Source organism: Paracoccus gahaiensis, from assembly GCF_005048225.1.
Lineage (GTDB): Bacteria > Pseudomonadota > Alphaproteobacteria > Rhodobacterales > Rhodobacteraceae > Paracoccus > Paracoccus gahaiensis.
Genome location: NZ_SUNI01000005.1, coordinates 198162 through 211202, shown reverse-complemented (window position 1 = coordinate 211202; position 13041 = coordinate 198162). Strand labels below are relative to the sequence as shown.

The window sequence follows — 13041 nt, the reverse complement described above, 5'->3', positions numbered from 1 at the left end:
ATGACTGATCCCGACCGCCCGGTCGCCATCCCGGCCGTTCCGCGCCCCAAAGACCGCCCCGGCCGGGCGCCCGCGCCGGAAACCACCTCGACCTACCGTCTTGGCCAGGGCCCGCTGCGCCTGCCGCTCTGGCTGCGCGCCGTCATCCTGGCCTGCTGCCTGGTCGAGGGCCTGCTTCTGGCCGCCCCCCTTCTGGGCCTGGGCAGCGCCCGGGCCGTCAGCCTCATGCTGGGGGGCTTCTGGTCGCCCCTCCTCGGAGGCGGGACGGGCCTCTATCCCGGGCAGGGGGCGGTGATGTTCCTGACCTATGGGCTTTTGCACGCAGGCCTGCTCCATCTGGCGATGAACATGATCTCGCTGGCCGCCGTGGGACGGGAGCTGACGCGCATGATCGGCGCCGGGCGCATGGCGCTGATCTATCTGGCCAGCCAGATCGGCGCCGGCGCGGTCTTCGCGCTGATGCAGCCGCAGGCCGGGCCCATGGTCGGCGCCTCGGGCGCGGTCTTCGGACTGGCCGCCGCGCTGGTGGGCCATGCCGCGATCACCCTGCGCCGCCGCCGCCGCTCGATGGCGCCGCTGGTGCGGGCGGTGGCGCTGATCCTGGGCCTGAACGTCGCGCTGACGCTGCTGATGCCCTCCATCGCATGGGAGGCGCATCTGGGCGGCGCCCTGACCGGCCTCGCCCTCGGTCTGATCTTCGCCATCCTGCCCCGCCGCGCCTGACAGGACGGCACCGGGCAAAATTCCTCTCGATCGCAGCCTCCGAATCCTGTGCTTGGGTCAGCCGACCGGCCTGCCTTCCTTCGGTCGTCAAATATCCCGGGGGTCGCCGGCTGGTCCGCCACTGGTCCGAGGACCAGCCGGCGACGGGGCTGGCCCCCCGGTGTCGCGGGACGCAATCAGTTCCTTGGTTTCGTCACCGTCACCGACAGGAAGCTCGTCCCCGGACCCATCCTCGGACAGGGCGTCCTTCCCGGTGACATCCAACTCAGAAACCTCGGGTTCGCCACTGGCCTGTGTCTGCTCAGCCTCAGCCTCACTCACCTCAGCCTCCTCCTCCGGCGCCTCGATCCCCTCGGTCGCCAGCAACCGGCGCAGGGCGGGGCGGAAGCTGTCGGCAGAGGCCAGTAGCAGGGACATGACATCCTCGCCGGGCGCATGGGCCAGATGCTCGGCGATCAGGCGGTGGCCGATGCCCTGCCCCGTGCCCCTGCGCATCCGGCCACGCCCGGAAAACCACTCGTCGTGATCGTAATCCCGCCGCGCCCACAGGTTCGCCGCCTGCCGCAGCGAGCCCTGCGCAGGGCGCATCGCGTCGCGCGCATCGGCCTCGCCGCCCAGCACCGCTTGGGCGAACTGCCCCGCCAGCCCTTCGCTGACCACCGCCTCGCCCAAGGAGGGGATTCCCCCGGGCCGGTCGGTGCGCAGCAGATGCACCATCTCGCGCAGCAGCAGGCGCCGCAGGGCGTCGGGCTGGAACCGTCCGGGCGTCAGGGTGACCTCGATCACCCCCGGCCCGGTCACCCGACCGGCCATGCCGCTGTCGGGCAAAGGCTGCCCTGCCGCCCGCACGATCAGATCGAAGCGCGGCAGATCGACATGCCCCTCCGCCAGGGCCACGGCCGCGCGGGCGGTGGCGCGGATCTCGGGCATCACCCATGTCAGGGCGTTGCGCGCGTTCAGCAGATGCAGGTGCCAGATCGTCATCGTCGGAAAGATCCCCCGCCGCGTGCCCGAGGGTCAGACCTCGGGCACCAGCACCTCGCGCTTGCCCACATGGTTGGCGCTGGACACCACGCCCTGCTCCTCCATCTGCTCGACCAGGCGCGCGGCCTTGTTGTAGCCGATGGCCAGCTTGCGCTGGATGTAGCTGGTGGAACACTTGCGGTCCTTGGCCACGATCATCACCGCCTGATCGTACAGCGCATCGTCGCCGCCCTCGCCGCCCAGGCCCAGCACCGCGTCGATGTCGTCGGCCTTGTCATCCTCGACCCCCTCGACCACGCCCGACTTGTAGCTGGGCGGTCCGAAGGATTTCAGATGGGTCACGATCTCCTCGACCTCCTCGTCGCTGACGAAGGGGCCGTGGATGCGGGTGATGCGGGCGCCATTGCCCATGTACAGCATGTCGCCCTGGCCCAGCAGCTGCTCGGCCCCCTGCTCGCCCAGGATGGTGCGGCTGTCGATTTTCGAGGTCACCTGGAAGCTGACCCGGGTCGGGAAGTTCGCCTTGATCGTGCCGGTGATGACATCGACCGAGGGGCGCTGCGTGGCCATGATCAGGTGGATGCCCGAGGCGCGGGCCATCTGCGCCAGACGCTGGATGCAGGCCTCGATCTCTTTCCCCGCGACCATCATCAGGTCGGCCATCTCGTCCACGACGACGACGATATAGGGGAAGGTCTCGGGCTGGAATTCCTCGGTCTCCCAGATCGCGTCGCCGGTCTCCTCGTCGAAGCCGGTCTGCACGGTGCGCTTGAACATCTCGCCCTTGCGCAGGGCCTCGATGACGCGGCCGTTATAGCCCTCGATGTTGCGGACACCCATCTTGGACATCTTGCGATAGCGGTCCTCCATCTCTCCGACGACCCATTTCAGCGCCACGACGGCCTTCTTGGGGTCGGTGACGACCGGGGACAACAGATGCGGGATGCCGTCATAGACCGACAGTTCCAGCATCTTGGGGTCGATCATGATCAGCCGGCACTCGTCCGGCGTCAGTTTATACAGCAGCGACAGGATCATCGTGTTGATCGCCACCGACTTGCCCGACCCGGTGGTGCCCGCGATCAGCAGGTGGGGCATCTTGGCCAGGTTCGCCACGACCGGATCGCCGCCGATATCCTTGCCAAGCGCCAGAGGCAGCGGATGCGTGCCATCGCCAAAGGCACGGGAGGCGAAGATCTCGCGCAGCAGGACCTTCTCGCGCCGCGCATTGGGCAGCTCGATCCCGATCACGGTGCGGCCCGGCACGGTACTGACGCGCGCCGACAGGGCCGACATGGACCGCGCGATATCGTCGGCCAGACCGATCACCCGGCTGGCCTTCAGGCCCGGCGCGGGTTCCAGCTCGTAGAGCGTCACGACCGGGCCGGGGCGGACCTCGGTGATCTGGCCCTTGACGCCGTAATCGTCCAGCACCGCCTCCAGCATCCGGGCGTTCTCCATCAGCGCCTCGTGCGACACGGGCACCACGTCGGTCTCGGAGGGTGCCGACAGCAGCGACAGCGGCGGGCGTTCATAGCCCGAGGCGCCCTCCTCGAAGCGCAGCGTCGGCTCGGCCTCGGCGCGGGCCGTCTTCGAGGGCTCGGGCTTGCGGGCGGGGGCGATGATCTGGCGCGGCGTCTCGGCGCCGAAGGGGCGCGGATCGGCGATGTCGTCCTCGGGCTCGGGCTCTGGCATCAGTTCGGGCGGGGGCGGCGCGATGCTGCCCCCCTGCACCAGCCGCGAGGCGACGGTCTTGAGGACCGAGGATTTTGCCGTACTCGAGCGGATCGCGTCGCTGATGCGCCCGCGCACCTCGGCCTCGGAGGGGGCGTCGCCGTCATAGTCGGCATCGCGCTCGATCAGCTCGGGCTCGGGCATCTCCTCTTCCAGCCGGAACTCGGAGGCGGGCGCGGCGCGGCGGCGGGCGGGCGAGATGACGGTCGTCTCCTTCACCCGGGCGGGCCGGTCCTCGCGCGGCTGGCGCATCCGCTGGACGGCGCCGGCGGCCTGCGATCCGACCTGCATGGCGCCCCGGGCGGCCAGGGTCAGGCCGCTGCGGAAGCGGCGCCACAGCCCGGTCAGCTCCTCGCGGTCAAAGCCCAGCACGAAGGCCCCGGCAGCGACCACGGCCAGCGCGGCCAGCAGCGCGGCGAGGCGGATGCCCAGCTGCACCTTCATCGGCAGCAGGTTCAGCATCGCGCCCATCACCATGTCGCCGAAATGCCCGCCCAGACCATAGTTCTGCTGCCAGCCCGGCCCCGGCACCAGCGTGCTGGCATAGACCGACACCAGCACCACCGCCACGGGGGTGAAGATGCCGCGCATCAGCCGCTCCTCGCCCCTGTGCAGCATCAGCCGCAACCCCCAGACCCAGGCCGCCACGACCAGCACCCAGGCCCCATAGCCCGCGATCATGATCAGCGCCGAGGCGACGATGGCCCCGAACCCGCCCAGCATGTTCTGCGCGGGCGCGTCCGTGGCCGAGCCGAAGCTGGGATCGTCGGGCGTCCAGCTGCCCAGCATCATCGCGATGACGATGCCCAGCACGATCAGCGCCGCGCCAAGCGCCTCTTTCCCGCGCCGTTCCAGCGCCGCTTGGGTCGATTGGTCGAACAGCGGATCGCGATGTTTCGCCTGCCAGCTTGCCATGGTCTCAGCCCTCCGCCGTGTCGTCGTAAAGAACCGCGCGCAGGCGCGTTAGGGCGTCGCGGGTCTGCGCCGCATCGGCCACCAGCGCCACGCGGACGAAGCCCGCCCCCGGATTGGACCCGTCCACCTCGCGCGACAGATAGGCGCCGGGCAGCACTTGGATGCCCGCCTGCGCCCACAGCTTGCGCGCGGCGGCCTCGCCATCCGCGACCGGCAGCCACAGGAAGAACCCGCCCTGGGGGGACTGGTAGCCGGGGATGTCGCCCAGCACCTCGTCCGCGATGCGGTATTTCTGCTGGTACAGCGCCAGGCTGGCCGCGACGTGATTCTCGTCGGCCCAGGCTGCCTCGCTGACGTGCTGCACGGGCAGCGGCAGGGGCGCACCCGCATAGTTGCGCAGCTGGCGCATCCGGGCAATCTGGGCCGCGCCGCCGGCGGCAAAGCCGGACCGCAGCCCGGGCAGGTTCGACCGCTTGGACAGCGAGTTGAACATCACCACCCGGTCGGGCAGGCCCATGGCGGTCGCCACCTGCAGGGCACCGGGCGGCGGGGCGTCGCGCCAGATCTCGGAATAGCATTCGTCGGCCAGGATCAGGAAATCATGCCGCTCGGCCAGCGTGACCAGTGCCTCCAGATAGGCCGCATCCGCCACCGCGCCCTGCGGATTGGCCGGAGAGCACAGATAGGCCAGCCCCACCCGGTCCAGCAGCGCCGGATCCAGCGCGCCGTAGTCGGGCAGATTGCCGGTGACGGGCGTGGCCGCGACAAAGATCGGATCGGCCTGCACGGCGGCGGCGGCCACGGCATAGACCTGATAGAAGGGATTGGGGATCAGGATGGCAGGGCGCTGGCCGGTCTTCCGTTCGGGGCACAGCGCAAGCGCCGCGTTGAACAGCCCCTCGCGCGTGCCGTTCAGCACCATCAGCCGCCCCGGCGCCACGTCCAGACCATAGCGGCGATACAGCCAGCCGCCGATCGCGGCCAGCAGCTCGGGCGTGCCCTCGTTCGGAGGATACTTGGACAGCTGGCCGATGCTGGCGGCCATGACGTCGGCCACGAAGCCGGGCATCGGGTGGCGCGGCTCTCCGATCGTCAGAATCATCGGGGCCTCGCCGGGGGCCAGCCCGGGGGGGATATCCGCCAGCAGCGCCCGCAGGCGCGGGAACGCGTAGTCCGGCAGGTTCGTGAACCGCTCGGGGAATGCCATCTCTGCCTCGCTTTCCGGGGTCTGCGCCCCGTTCCTTGGCGGAAACTTTAGCGTGATCGCACCCTTGCGTCCAGCAAAGACCCCGTCACGCCGTCCCGACATCCAACGCGGCCTCGGCCCCTGCCGCCACGCGCAGCAGATGGCGGTCCTGGCCCGCATGGCCCATCAGCGAGATCCCGCAGGCCGGGTGCCCGGTCGGCAGCGTGACCGCCGGCAGGCCCAGCAGGTTGGCGATGCGGGTATTGCGCAGCGTCAGCAGGTTGGCGCGGACGAACTCGGCCTCGTCCTCCATCAGGCGCTGCGCGTTGGGGGGCATGATTGGCACGGTGGGGACCAGAACGGCATCATAGCCGCCCACGACCTCCTTGATCCACTTGCGCCGCACCCGCATCAGGGTTTCCCAAGCGGCCACGTAATCCGGCCCGCTGACCTCGGCCCCGCCCCGGAACCGGTCCAGGATGGGCTTCCACATCAGTTCGGGCGCATCCTCGATCTGCGCGCGCCAGATGCCATAGGCCTCGGGTGCGAACAGCTGCGGCGACAGGGCCATGGCGCGGTCCAGCCAGTCGGTCGTGACATGGGTGATGGTGGCACCGGCCTTGGCCAGCCGGTCCACCGCATCCTGGAAGGCCGCGACGGGCCCGGCCTCGGCGCCGTCATAAGGCAGCCCGTCCAGCACCATCAGGCGCAGCCCGTCCACGGTCGCCCCGTCCAGATCCGGGGCGCGCTGATCGGCCATGATCGCGAACAGCTGGGCGCAATCCTCGACGCTGCGGGCCAGGGGGCCGGCGATGTCGAACTTGCGCGCCAAGGGCACCACCCCCTTTTCGGGCAGCGCGCCGTGGCTGGGCTTGAAGCCCACCAGCCCGTTCCAGGCGGCGGGCACCCGCACCGATCCGCCCGTATCCGATCCGATCGCCGCCGCCGCCAGCCCCAGGGCCACCGAGACCGCCGCCCCCGAGGACGAGCCCCCCGGCGCCAGATCGGGGTCCAGCGCATTGGGCGGCGTGGCCGTCACCGGGTTCAGCCCCAGCCCGGAAAAGGCCAGCTCCGTCAGATGCGTCTTGCCCAGGCAGACCATGCCGCGCCGGGCCGCGCGGGCCAGGATGTTGGCATCCTTGCGGGGCACCCGCCCCTCCAGCAGCCTGGAGCCCGCCTCGGTCACCGTGCCGCCGCTGTCGATATTGTCCTTCCAGCTGATCGCCACGCCGTCCAGCAGGCTGTGGCGACGTTCCTGCTTGGCGCGGTCATGGGCGGCGACGGCCTCGGACCGCGCGCGCTCGGGCGTCAGGCGGGCGAAGATGCGGGCGCTGTCGGGATGGGCCTTGGCGGCGGCCAGATAGGCCTCGGTCTGGTCGATCGGGTCCAGCACGCCCGCCAGGATCGCGCGGCCCTGCTGGGTGGCCGAGGCCTTCAGCCAGTCCATGGCCATTCAGAAATCCACCGCGATGCCGTTCTTTTCCCAATCGCCATAGCGCACGGCCTCGGGGCCGTCGCGCCCGCCATATTCGACGGGCAGGATCTGCCCCGCCTGCTGCTTGCGGCGTTCCTCGGCCTCGGCCAGGGCGCGCTGCGCGGCGGGGGGAAGCGTGGTGTCATCACTCATGGAAACATCTCCCGAATGGGGGTATGGGTCGCGGCCAGTCTTGAACAACATGTAGGCAAAGGAAAGCGTTTTGGCAAAGCCGGGCGGCGATATGGCGCGAAAGGGCGCATTGCGATTGATCCAGGGCGTGCGCGAGGGGCGGTCGCTTGGCGACCAGACCGGCGCGCTGCGCAGCCTGCCCGTGGCCGATCAGGCCCGCGCGGCCCGGCTGGCGGCCGAGACGCTGCGCCATCAGGGCCGGGCCGACCGGGTGATCGAGGGGCTGGTCAATCGCAAGCCCGCCCCCCAGATCGCCGATGTGCTGCGTCTGGCCGTGGTCGAGATGCTGGAGCTGGGCGCCCCCGGCCATGGCGTCGTCGGTGCCGCCGTCGATCTGACCCGCACGCTTGGCGCGCGCGGACAGGCGGCGGCGGGCATGGTGAACGCGGTGCTGCGCAAGGCCGCCGCGTTTGAGGGCTGGGCGGACCTGCCGCCGCAACCCTTGCCCGACTGGCTGCGCAGCCCGCTGGTCGAGGCCTATGGCGATACGGTGATGCGGGCGATCGAGGCCGCCCATCAGCAGGGCGCCCCCCTGGACCTGACCCTGAAGCCCGGCGCCACGCCGGTGCCGGGGGCCGAGGCGCTGCCGACCGGATCCTGGCGGATGACCGGACCGGCGCAGGTCTCGACCCTGCCGGGCTTCGAGGCGGGCGACTGGTGGGTGCAGGATGCCGCCGCCGCCCTGCCCGTGCGCCTGCTGGACCCGCGCCCCGGCGAACGGATCGCGGATCTCTGCGCCGCGCCGGGCGGCAAGACGCTGCAACTGGCCGCCGCCGGGGCCTGGGTCACCGCCGTCGACATCAGCGAGGGGCGCCTGCGCCGGGTGACTGAGAACCTGACCCGCTGCGGCCTGACCGCCGATCTGGTCGCGGCCGACGTTCTGGACTGGCGCCCCGACACGGCCTTCGACGCGATCCTGCTGGATGCGCCCTGCTCGGCCACCGGCACCATCCGGCGCCACCCCGACCTGCCCTTCATCCGCGACGGCCACGGCATCGCCGAGCTGATCGAGCTGCAGGCGGCCCTGCTGGACCACGCCCTGACCCTGCTGCGCCCCGGCGGGCGGCTGGTCTTCGCCACCTGCTCGCTGATCCCCGACGAGGGCGAGGTGCAGGTGGCCGAGGCGCTGGAGCGCCATCCCGGCGTGAGCGTCGAGCGCCCCGACCTGCCCGGCCTCGACCCGGCCTGGATCACCGAGGAGGGCGGGCTGCGCCTGCGCCCGGATTACTGGTCCGATCGGGGCGGCATGGACGGGTTCTACATGGCCCGGCTGCGAACGCCTTCGTGAGGGAACCGGCGCCGCCCGTTGCGGCTTTTGCCGGCACCCGTGACCCCGAAAGGATGACAGCATGAAACTGAGATATATCGCCTTGGGACTGAAGGTCGCGCAGGCCGTCCTGCGGACCCGCAGCGGCACCACCGTGTCGCGCGGGGCCGGCGGGCTGGCCTCGGGGATCGGGACGGCGGTGATGATCGTCGCCGCAGCCGGTCTGGCGCGCAGGCTGTTCGGCGGGCGCTGAGGTCCTTCGGGGGCTTCCGTGCTGGACCTTCGGCCCGGGCTTCGGTAACCGGGGGCAAACCAGACACGAGGCCCCCATGACCGCTTCCGTTGCCCTCCGGCGTGCGCTGATCTCCGTTTCCGACAAGACCGGCCTGACCGAATTCGCCACCGCCCTGGCGGCGCGCGGGGTGCAGATCCTGTCCACCGGCGGCAGCGCCAAGGTCCTGCGCGAGGCCGGGCTGGAGGTCACCGACGTGGCCGAGATCACCGGCTTCCCCGAGATGATGGACGGTCGCGTCAAGACGCTGCACCCGGCGGTGCATGGTGGGCTCTTGGCGCTGCGCGACAATCCTGACCATGTCGCGGCGATGGAGCAGCATGGCATCGGCGGCATCGACCTGCTGGTGGTGAACCTCTATCCGTTCGAGGAGACCGTCGCCAAGGGCGCCGATTACGAGACCTGCATCGAGAACATCGACATCGGCGGCCCGGCGATGATCCGGGCGGCGGCCAAGAACCACGGCTTCGTCACCGTGGTCGTGGATGTGCAGGATTACGATGCCGTCCTGGCCGAACTGGATGCGAACGACGGCGGCACCACCCTGCCCTTCCGCCAGCGTCAGGCCCAGATCGCCTACGCCCGCACCGCCGCCTATGACACAGCCGTCAGCACCTGGATGGCCGGGGCGATCGGCGAGGCCACGCCCCGCCGCCGCGCCTTTGCCGGCACGCTGGCGCAGGGGCTGCGCTATGGCGAGAACCCGCACCAGCAGGCGGCCTTCTATGTCTCCGGCGAGACCCGGCCCGGCGTGGCCTCGGCCCGCCAGTGGCAGGGGAAGGAGCTGTCCTACAACAACATCAACGACACCGACGCCGCCTTCGAACTGGTGGCCGAATTCGACGCGGCCCAAGGCCCGGCCTGCGCGATCATCAAGCATGCCAACCCCTGCGGCGTGGCGCAGGGCGCGTCCGCGCTGGAGGCCTACAGGCGGGCCTTCGACTGCGACCGCACCTCGGCCTTCGGCGGGATCATCGCGCTGAACCGGCCTCTGGACGGCGCCACGGCGGAGGAGATCGTGAAGATCTTCACCGAGGTCGTGATCGCGCCCGATGCCGACGAGGATGCCAAGCGCATCTTCGCCGCCAAGAAGAACCTGCGCCTGCTGACCACGGGCGGGCTGCCCGATCCCCGTGCGGGCGGCCTGACCTTCCGCCAGGTCGCGGGCGGGTTTCTGGCGCAGGGCCGCGACAACGGCCATGTCGCGCGCGCCGACCTGCGCATCGTGACCGAGCGCCAGCCATCCGAGGACGAGCTGGCCGATCTGATGTTCGCCTGGACCGTCGCCAAGCATGTGAAATCGAACGCCATCGTCTATGCGAAGGATCTGGCCACCGTCGGCATCGGCGCGGGCCAGATGAGCCGCGTGGACAGCACCCGCATCGGGCGCCGCAAGTCCGAGGACATGGCACAGGCCATGGGGCTGGACCAGCCGCTGACGGTGGGGTCCGCCGTGGCCTCGGACGCGTTCTTCCCCTTTGCCGATGGCATCGAGGCGCTGGCCGAGGCGGGCGCCCGCGCGGTGATCCAGCCCGGCGGCTCGATGCGCGATGACGAGGTGATCGCTGCGGCGAACCGGCTTGGGCTGGCGATGGTCCTGACGGGCCAGCGCCATTTCCGCCACTGATGGCCGCGCCGGTCACCCCGGGGGCGGCGAAGGCCCCTCGCCCGCGCAAGCCGCGCCCGGCGGCCCCCAAGACCCCCGCCGGCCCGCCGCGCAGCGACATGCGGCTGGTCGCGTGGGTCGCGGCGGCGATCTTCGTGGTGGATCAGGCGCTGAAATACCTGGTCGTGCATGTGCTGAACCTGGATGTCGTGCGCAACATCGACGTGCTGCCGCCCTGGCTGAACCTGCGCATGGCGTGGAATCAGGGGGTGAATTTCGGGCTGATGTCCTCGGGGCAGGACTTCATGCGGTGGGTGCTGATCGGCATCGCGCTGGCGATCTGTGCCTGGGTCTGGATCTGGATCTGGCGCGCCGCCCTAGGGCGGTTCGCCCGCGTCTCGGCGGGGCTGCTGATCGGCGGCGCGCTCGGGAATGTCGTGGACCGGTTCCTCTATGGCGCGGTGGCGGATTTCCTGAACATGTCGCTGCCGAACTGGCAGAACCCCTACAGCTTCAACGTGGCCGATATCTCGATCTTCGCGGGTGCGATCGGACTGGTGCTGATGCCCCAGGGCAAGGCCGAGGCCCCTGCCGCCCCCACGCGCACGCCCCCCAAGACCAAGCGCCCCCCGGTCACCGCCCCGGAGTCGTCGAAAGGGCCGCGCCCGGCGCCGCATCAGCCCGACCTCTTTGCGCCGACCGAGCGAGAGGGTCGTGACGGCGACGGAAAATCCGGCTAGACCGGGGGTAAGGAACAAGGGGACCAAGACATGCGGACACGCGCGCTGGTGATCGGATTTGCGGCTGTACTGGGCCTTGCGGGCTGTTCGGGCGGCGGGACCCTGAACAATTTCAGGTCCGGGCAGACCGGTCCCGACGAATTCGCGATCCTGCCCACGCGGTCCCTTGCGATGCCGGCCGATCTGGCCGTGCTGCCTGCGCCCACGCCGGGTGGCGCCAACATCACCGACCCCACCCCCCTGGGCGATGCGGTCGCGGCCCTGGGCGGCAGCCCTGACCGATTGGCCGATCGCGGCGTCGGCGCCTCGGACCAGGCGCTGGTGGCCCATGCCGGGCGCGGCGGCAGCGATCCGCAGATCCGCGCGCGGCTGGCCCAGGCCGATGCCGACTGGCGCGCCCGCAACGGCCGCCGCCCGCTGGAGCGGATCGCCGGCACCCCCGTCTATCAGCGCGCCTATGCCCCCATGGCGCTGGATGCCGCGACCGAGCAGCTGCGCTGGCAGCGCGCCGGGGCCATCACCTCGACCGCGCCCGCGCCCGTCGCGGACTGACGCAGGCCCCCATGACACAGGCCGATTTCGACCCCTCGGCCCCCGGCTTCGGGGCCGATCCCTGGCCCGCCTATGCGCGGCTCCGGGCACAGCCGGGCCTGCCCTTCTGGCCGGGCTTCGACGGGCATCTGGCCGTGCGGATAACCGATGTGCGCGCCCTCGCGCTGGACCGCCGCATAGTGCGCGACCCCGCCGCCTTCGCCCCGCCCGCCGAGGTGCGGCGCCTGCAGGTCGCGGGCAACTTCCACGACATGCCGTTCCACGAACGCTTCGTGCAGACCTCGATGCTGGACACGGACGGCCCCGATCACGACCGGCTGCGCCGCGCGGTGTTCCCGTTCTTCACCAAGACCCGGCTGGAGGCCTTGCGCGGCTTCGTCACGGCTTGGGTCGAAGGCGCGCTGGACCGGCTGATCCCGCGCGGGCGGATCGACTTCGTGGCCGATCTGGCGGCGCTGCTGCCGGGGCAGGTGATCGGCCATCTGATCGGCACCGACCCGGCATTGGCCGCGCAGATGACCGAATGGTCCGACCAGGTGGTCAGCTATTTCGACATCGACCGCACCGCCGCGAAGAAGGCCCGCGCCGAGGAGGCGACACGCCTCTTTGCCGTCCTGCTGGAGGATCTGCACGCAGAACGCTCCGCCCGGCCCCGCGACGACCTGATGTCGGCGATGATCGGGGCGGAACGCGCGGGCCTTCTGACCCATGACGAGCTGATCGCCACGATCATGCAGATCCTGCATGCAGGGCACGGCTCGACCATCGACGTGATGGGATCGGGGCTGCATGCGCTGCTGACCCATCCCGACCAGTTGGCCCTGCTGCGCGCGGATCCCGGCCTGATGCCCCGCGCCGTGCAGGAGATGTTCCGCTTTGCCGCGCCGCTGCCCTTCTTTCACCGCTATGCCGCGCAGGACCTGACGATCTGCGGGCAGGACTGGGCGCGGGGGACGAAGTTCGGGCTGCTCTATGCCGGGGCCAACCGCGATCCGGACGCCTTCGCGCGCGCCGATGCCTTCGACATCACCCGCCATCCGAACCTGCATCTGGCCTTCGGCGCGGGGCCCCATGTCTGCCTGGGCAACAACCTGGCGCGGCTGAACATGGAGGTGCTGTTCACCGCCCTACTGGCCCGCGCGCCGGATCTGGCGCTGGCGGGGACGGCCGCTTGGAAACCGGGCCTTCAGGCGCATGGCCCCCTGCACCTGCCGCTGCGGCTGGCGGCCTGACCGCACGGGGCGACCGGCAGCCGCGACCGATGGCCCCGCCCGCCGCACAATCCCGCGAGGGCGCTTGCGCCGCCCCGGCCCGAGGTCCAAGTTTCGGCGCAGCAAGAGGAGGTTGCCCCACCCATGCGTCGCCCCGCATTCCGT

Annotated in this window: 12 protein-coding genes; 7 read left to right on the top strand and 5 right to left on the bottom strand. The window is 70.8% G+C overall.

Annotation, left to right across the window (positions count from 1 at the left end):
• Nucleotides 1–723 carry a rhomboid family intramembrane serine protease gene (locus FA743_RS08655; protein WP_136885604.1) on the top strand — a complete coding sequence of 241 codons (723 nt, stop codon included), beginning with the start codon at nt 1–3 and terminating at the stop codon, nt 721–723.
• An 87-nt stretch (nt 724–810) separates the two neighbouring features.
• Here the strand turns inward: FA743_RS08655 and FA743_RS08650 are convergent, their stop codons facing one another.
• The 5 genes from FA743_RS08650 to FA743_RS08630 form a co-directional block, all read right to left on the bottom strand.
• Nucleotides 811–1707, bottom strand: coding sequence for a DUF2268 domain-containing putative Zn-dependent protease (locus FA743_RS08650; RefSeq protein ID WP_136885602.1), 897 nt, complete (start codon nt 1705–1707; stop codon nt 811–813).
• A gap of 33 nt (nt 1708–1740) precedes the next feature.
• Nucleotides 1741–4356 carry a DNA translocase FtsK gene (locus FA743_RS08645; protein WP_136885600.1) on the bottom strand — a complete coding sequence of 872 codons (2616 nt, stop codon included), beginning with the start codon at nt 4354–4356 and terminating at the stop codon, nt 1741–1743.
• A gap of 4 nt (nt 4357–4360) precedes the next feature.
• Complete coding sequence (locus tag FA743_RS08640; protein WP_136885598.1) at nt 4361–5563, bottom strand: aminotransferase class I/II-fold pyridoxal phosphate-dependent enzyme; 1203 nt, start codon at nt 5561–5563, stop codon at nt 4361–4363.
• A gap of 85 nt (nt 5564–5648) precedes the next feature.
• Nucleotides 5649–6989 (bottom strand): amidase, encoded by a 1341-nt coding sequence (locus tag FA743_RS08635; protein ID WP_136885692.1) that lies wholly within the window; start codon nt 6987–6989, stop codon nt 5649–5651.
• A 6-nt stretch (nt 6990–6995) separates the two neighbouring features.
• Nucleotides 6996–7169 carry a DUF1674 domain-containing protein gene (locus FA743_RS08630; protein ID WP_135819058.1) on the bottom strand — a complete coding sequence of 58 codons (174 nt, stop codon included), beginning with the start codon at nt 7167–7169 and terminating at the stop codon, nt 6996–6998.
• Between the two features lie 91 nt (nt 7170–7260).
• Here FA743_RS08630 and FA743_RS08625 point away from each other — a divergent pair, with 91 nt between their 5' ends.
• From FA743_RS08625 to FA743_RS08605, 6 genes are all read left to right on the top strand, one after another.
• Complete coding sequence (locus FA743_RS08625; protein ID WP_136885596.1) at nt 7261–8496, top strand: RsmB/NOP family class I SAM-dependent RNA methyltransferase; 1236 nt, start codon at nt 7261–7263, stop codon at nt 8494–8496.
• Between the two features lie 61 nt (nt 8497–8557).
• Nucleotides 8558–8728, top strand: coding sequence for a hypothetical protein (locus FA743_RS20270; RefSeq protein WP_169308820.1), 171 nt, complete (start codon nt 8558–8560; stop codon nt 8726–8728).
• A 76-nt stretch (nt 8729–8804) separates the two neighbouring features.
• Nucleotides 8805–10394: a bifunctional phosphoribosylaminoimidazolecarboxamide formyltransferase/IMP cyclohydrolase gene (purH, locus tag FA743_RS08620; RefSeq protein ID WP_136885595.1), complete on the top strand. Its 1590-nt coding sequence runs from the start codon at nt 8805–8807 to the stop codon at nt 10392–10394.
• Entirely contained in the window at nt 10394–11113 is a 720-nt protein-coding gene (gene lspA / locus FA743_RS08615) for a signal peptidase II (RefSeq protein ID WP_246054894.1), read from the top strand. Before purH ends, lspA begins: the two co-directional genes overlap by 1 nt.
• Before the next feature lie 30 nt (nt 11114–11143).
• Complete coding sequence (locus FA743_RS08610; RefSeq protein ID WP_136885593.1) at nt 11144–11665, top strand: DUF3035 domain-containing protein; 522 nt, start codon at nt 11144–11146, stop codon at nt 11663–11665.
• An 11-nt stretch (nt 11666–11676) separates the two neighbouring features.
• The gene (locus FA743_RS08605; protein WP_136885592.1) at nt 11677–12897 is read left to right on the top strand and encodes a cytochrome P450; all 1221 of its coding nucleotides are present in this window, start codon (nt 11677–11679) and stop codon (nt 12895–12897) included.
• The last annotated feature ends 144 nt before the right edge of the window (nt 12898–13041 follow it).

Excerpts from the sequence above, each read along its gene's own strand:
- FA743_RS08655 (WP_136885604.1), top strand. The coding sequence starts at position 1 with ATGACTGATCCCGACCGCCCGGTCGCCATCCCGGCCGTTCCGCGCCCC.
- FA743_RS08645 (WP_136885600.1), bottom strand. The coding sequence starts at position 4,356 with ATGGCAAGCTGGCAGGCGAAACATCGCGATCCGCTGTTCGACCAATCG.
- FA743_RS20270 (WP_169308820.1), top strand. The coding sequence starts at position 8,558 with ATGAAACTGAGATATATCGCCTTGGGACTGAAGGTCGCGCAGGCCGTC.
- FA743_RS08625 (WP_136885596.1), top strand. The coding sequence starts at position 7,261 with ATGGCGCGAAAGGGCGCATTGCGATTGATCCAGGGCGTGCGCGAGGGG.
- FA743_RS08650 (WP_136885602.1), bottom strand. The coding sequence starts at position 1,707 with ATGACGATCTGGCACCTGCATCTGCTGAACGCGCGCAACGCCCTGACA.
- purH (WP_136885595.1), top strand. The coding sequence starts at position 8,805 with ATGACCGCTTCCGTTGCCCTCCGGCGTGCGCTGATCTCCGTTTCCGAC.
- FA743_RS08635 (WP_136885692.1), bottom strand. The coding sequence starts at position 6,989 with ATGGACTGGCTGAAGGCCTCGGCCACCCAGCAGGGCCGCGCGATCCTG.
- FA743_RS08605 (WP_136885592.1), top strand. The coding sequence starts at position 11,677 with ATGACACAGGCCGATTTCGACCCCTCGGCCCCCGGCTTCGGGGCCGAT.
- lspA (WP_246054894.1), top strand. The coding sequence starts at position 10,394 with ATGGCCGCGCCGGTCACCCCGGGGGCGGCGAAGGCCCCTCGCCCGCGC.
- FA743_RS08640 (WP_136885598.1), bottom strand. The coding sequence starts at position 5,563 with ATGGCATTCCCCGAGCGGTTCACGAACCTGCCGGACTACGCGTTCCCG.
- FA743_RS08610 (WP_136885593.1), top strand. The coding sequence starts at position 11,144 with ATGCGGACACGCGCGCTGGTGATCGGATTTGCGGCTGTACTGGGCCTT.
- FA743_RS08630 (WP_135819058.1), bottom strand. The coding sequence starts at position 7,169 with ATGAGTGATGACACCACGCTTCCCCCCGCCGCGCAGCGCGCCCTGGCC.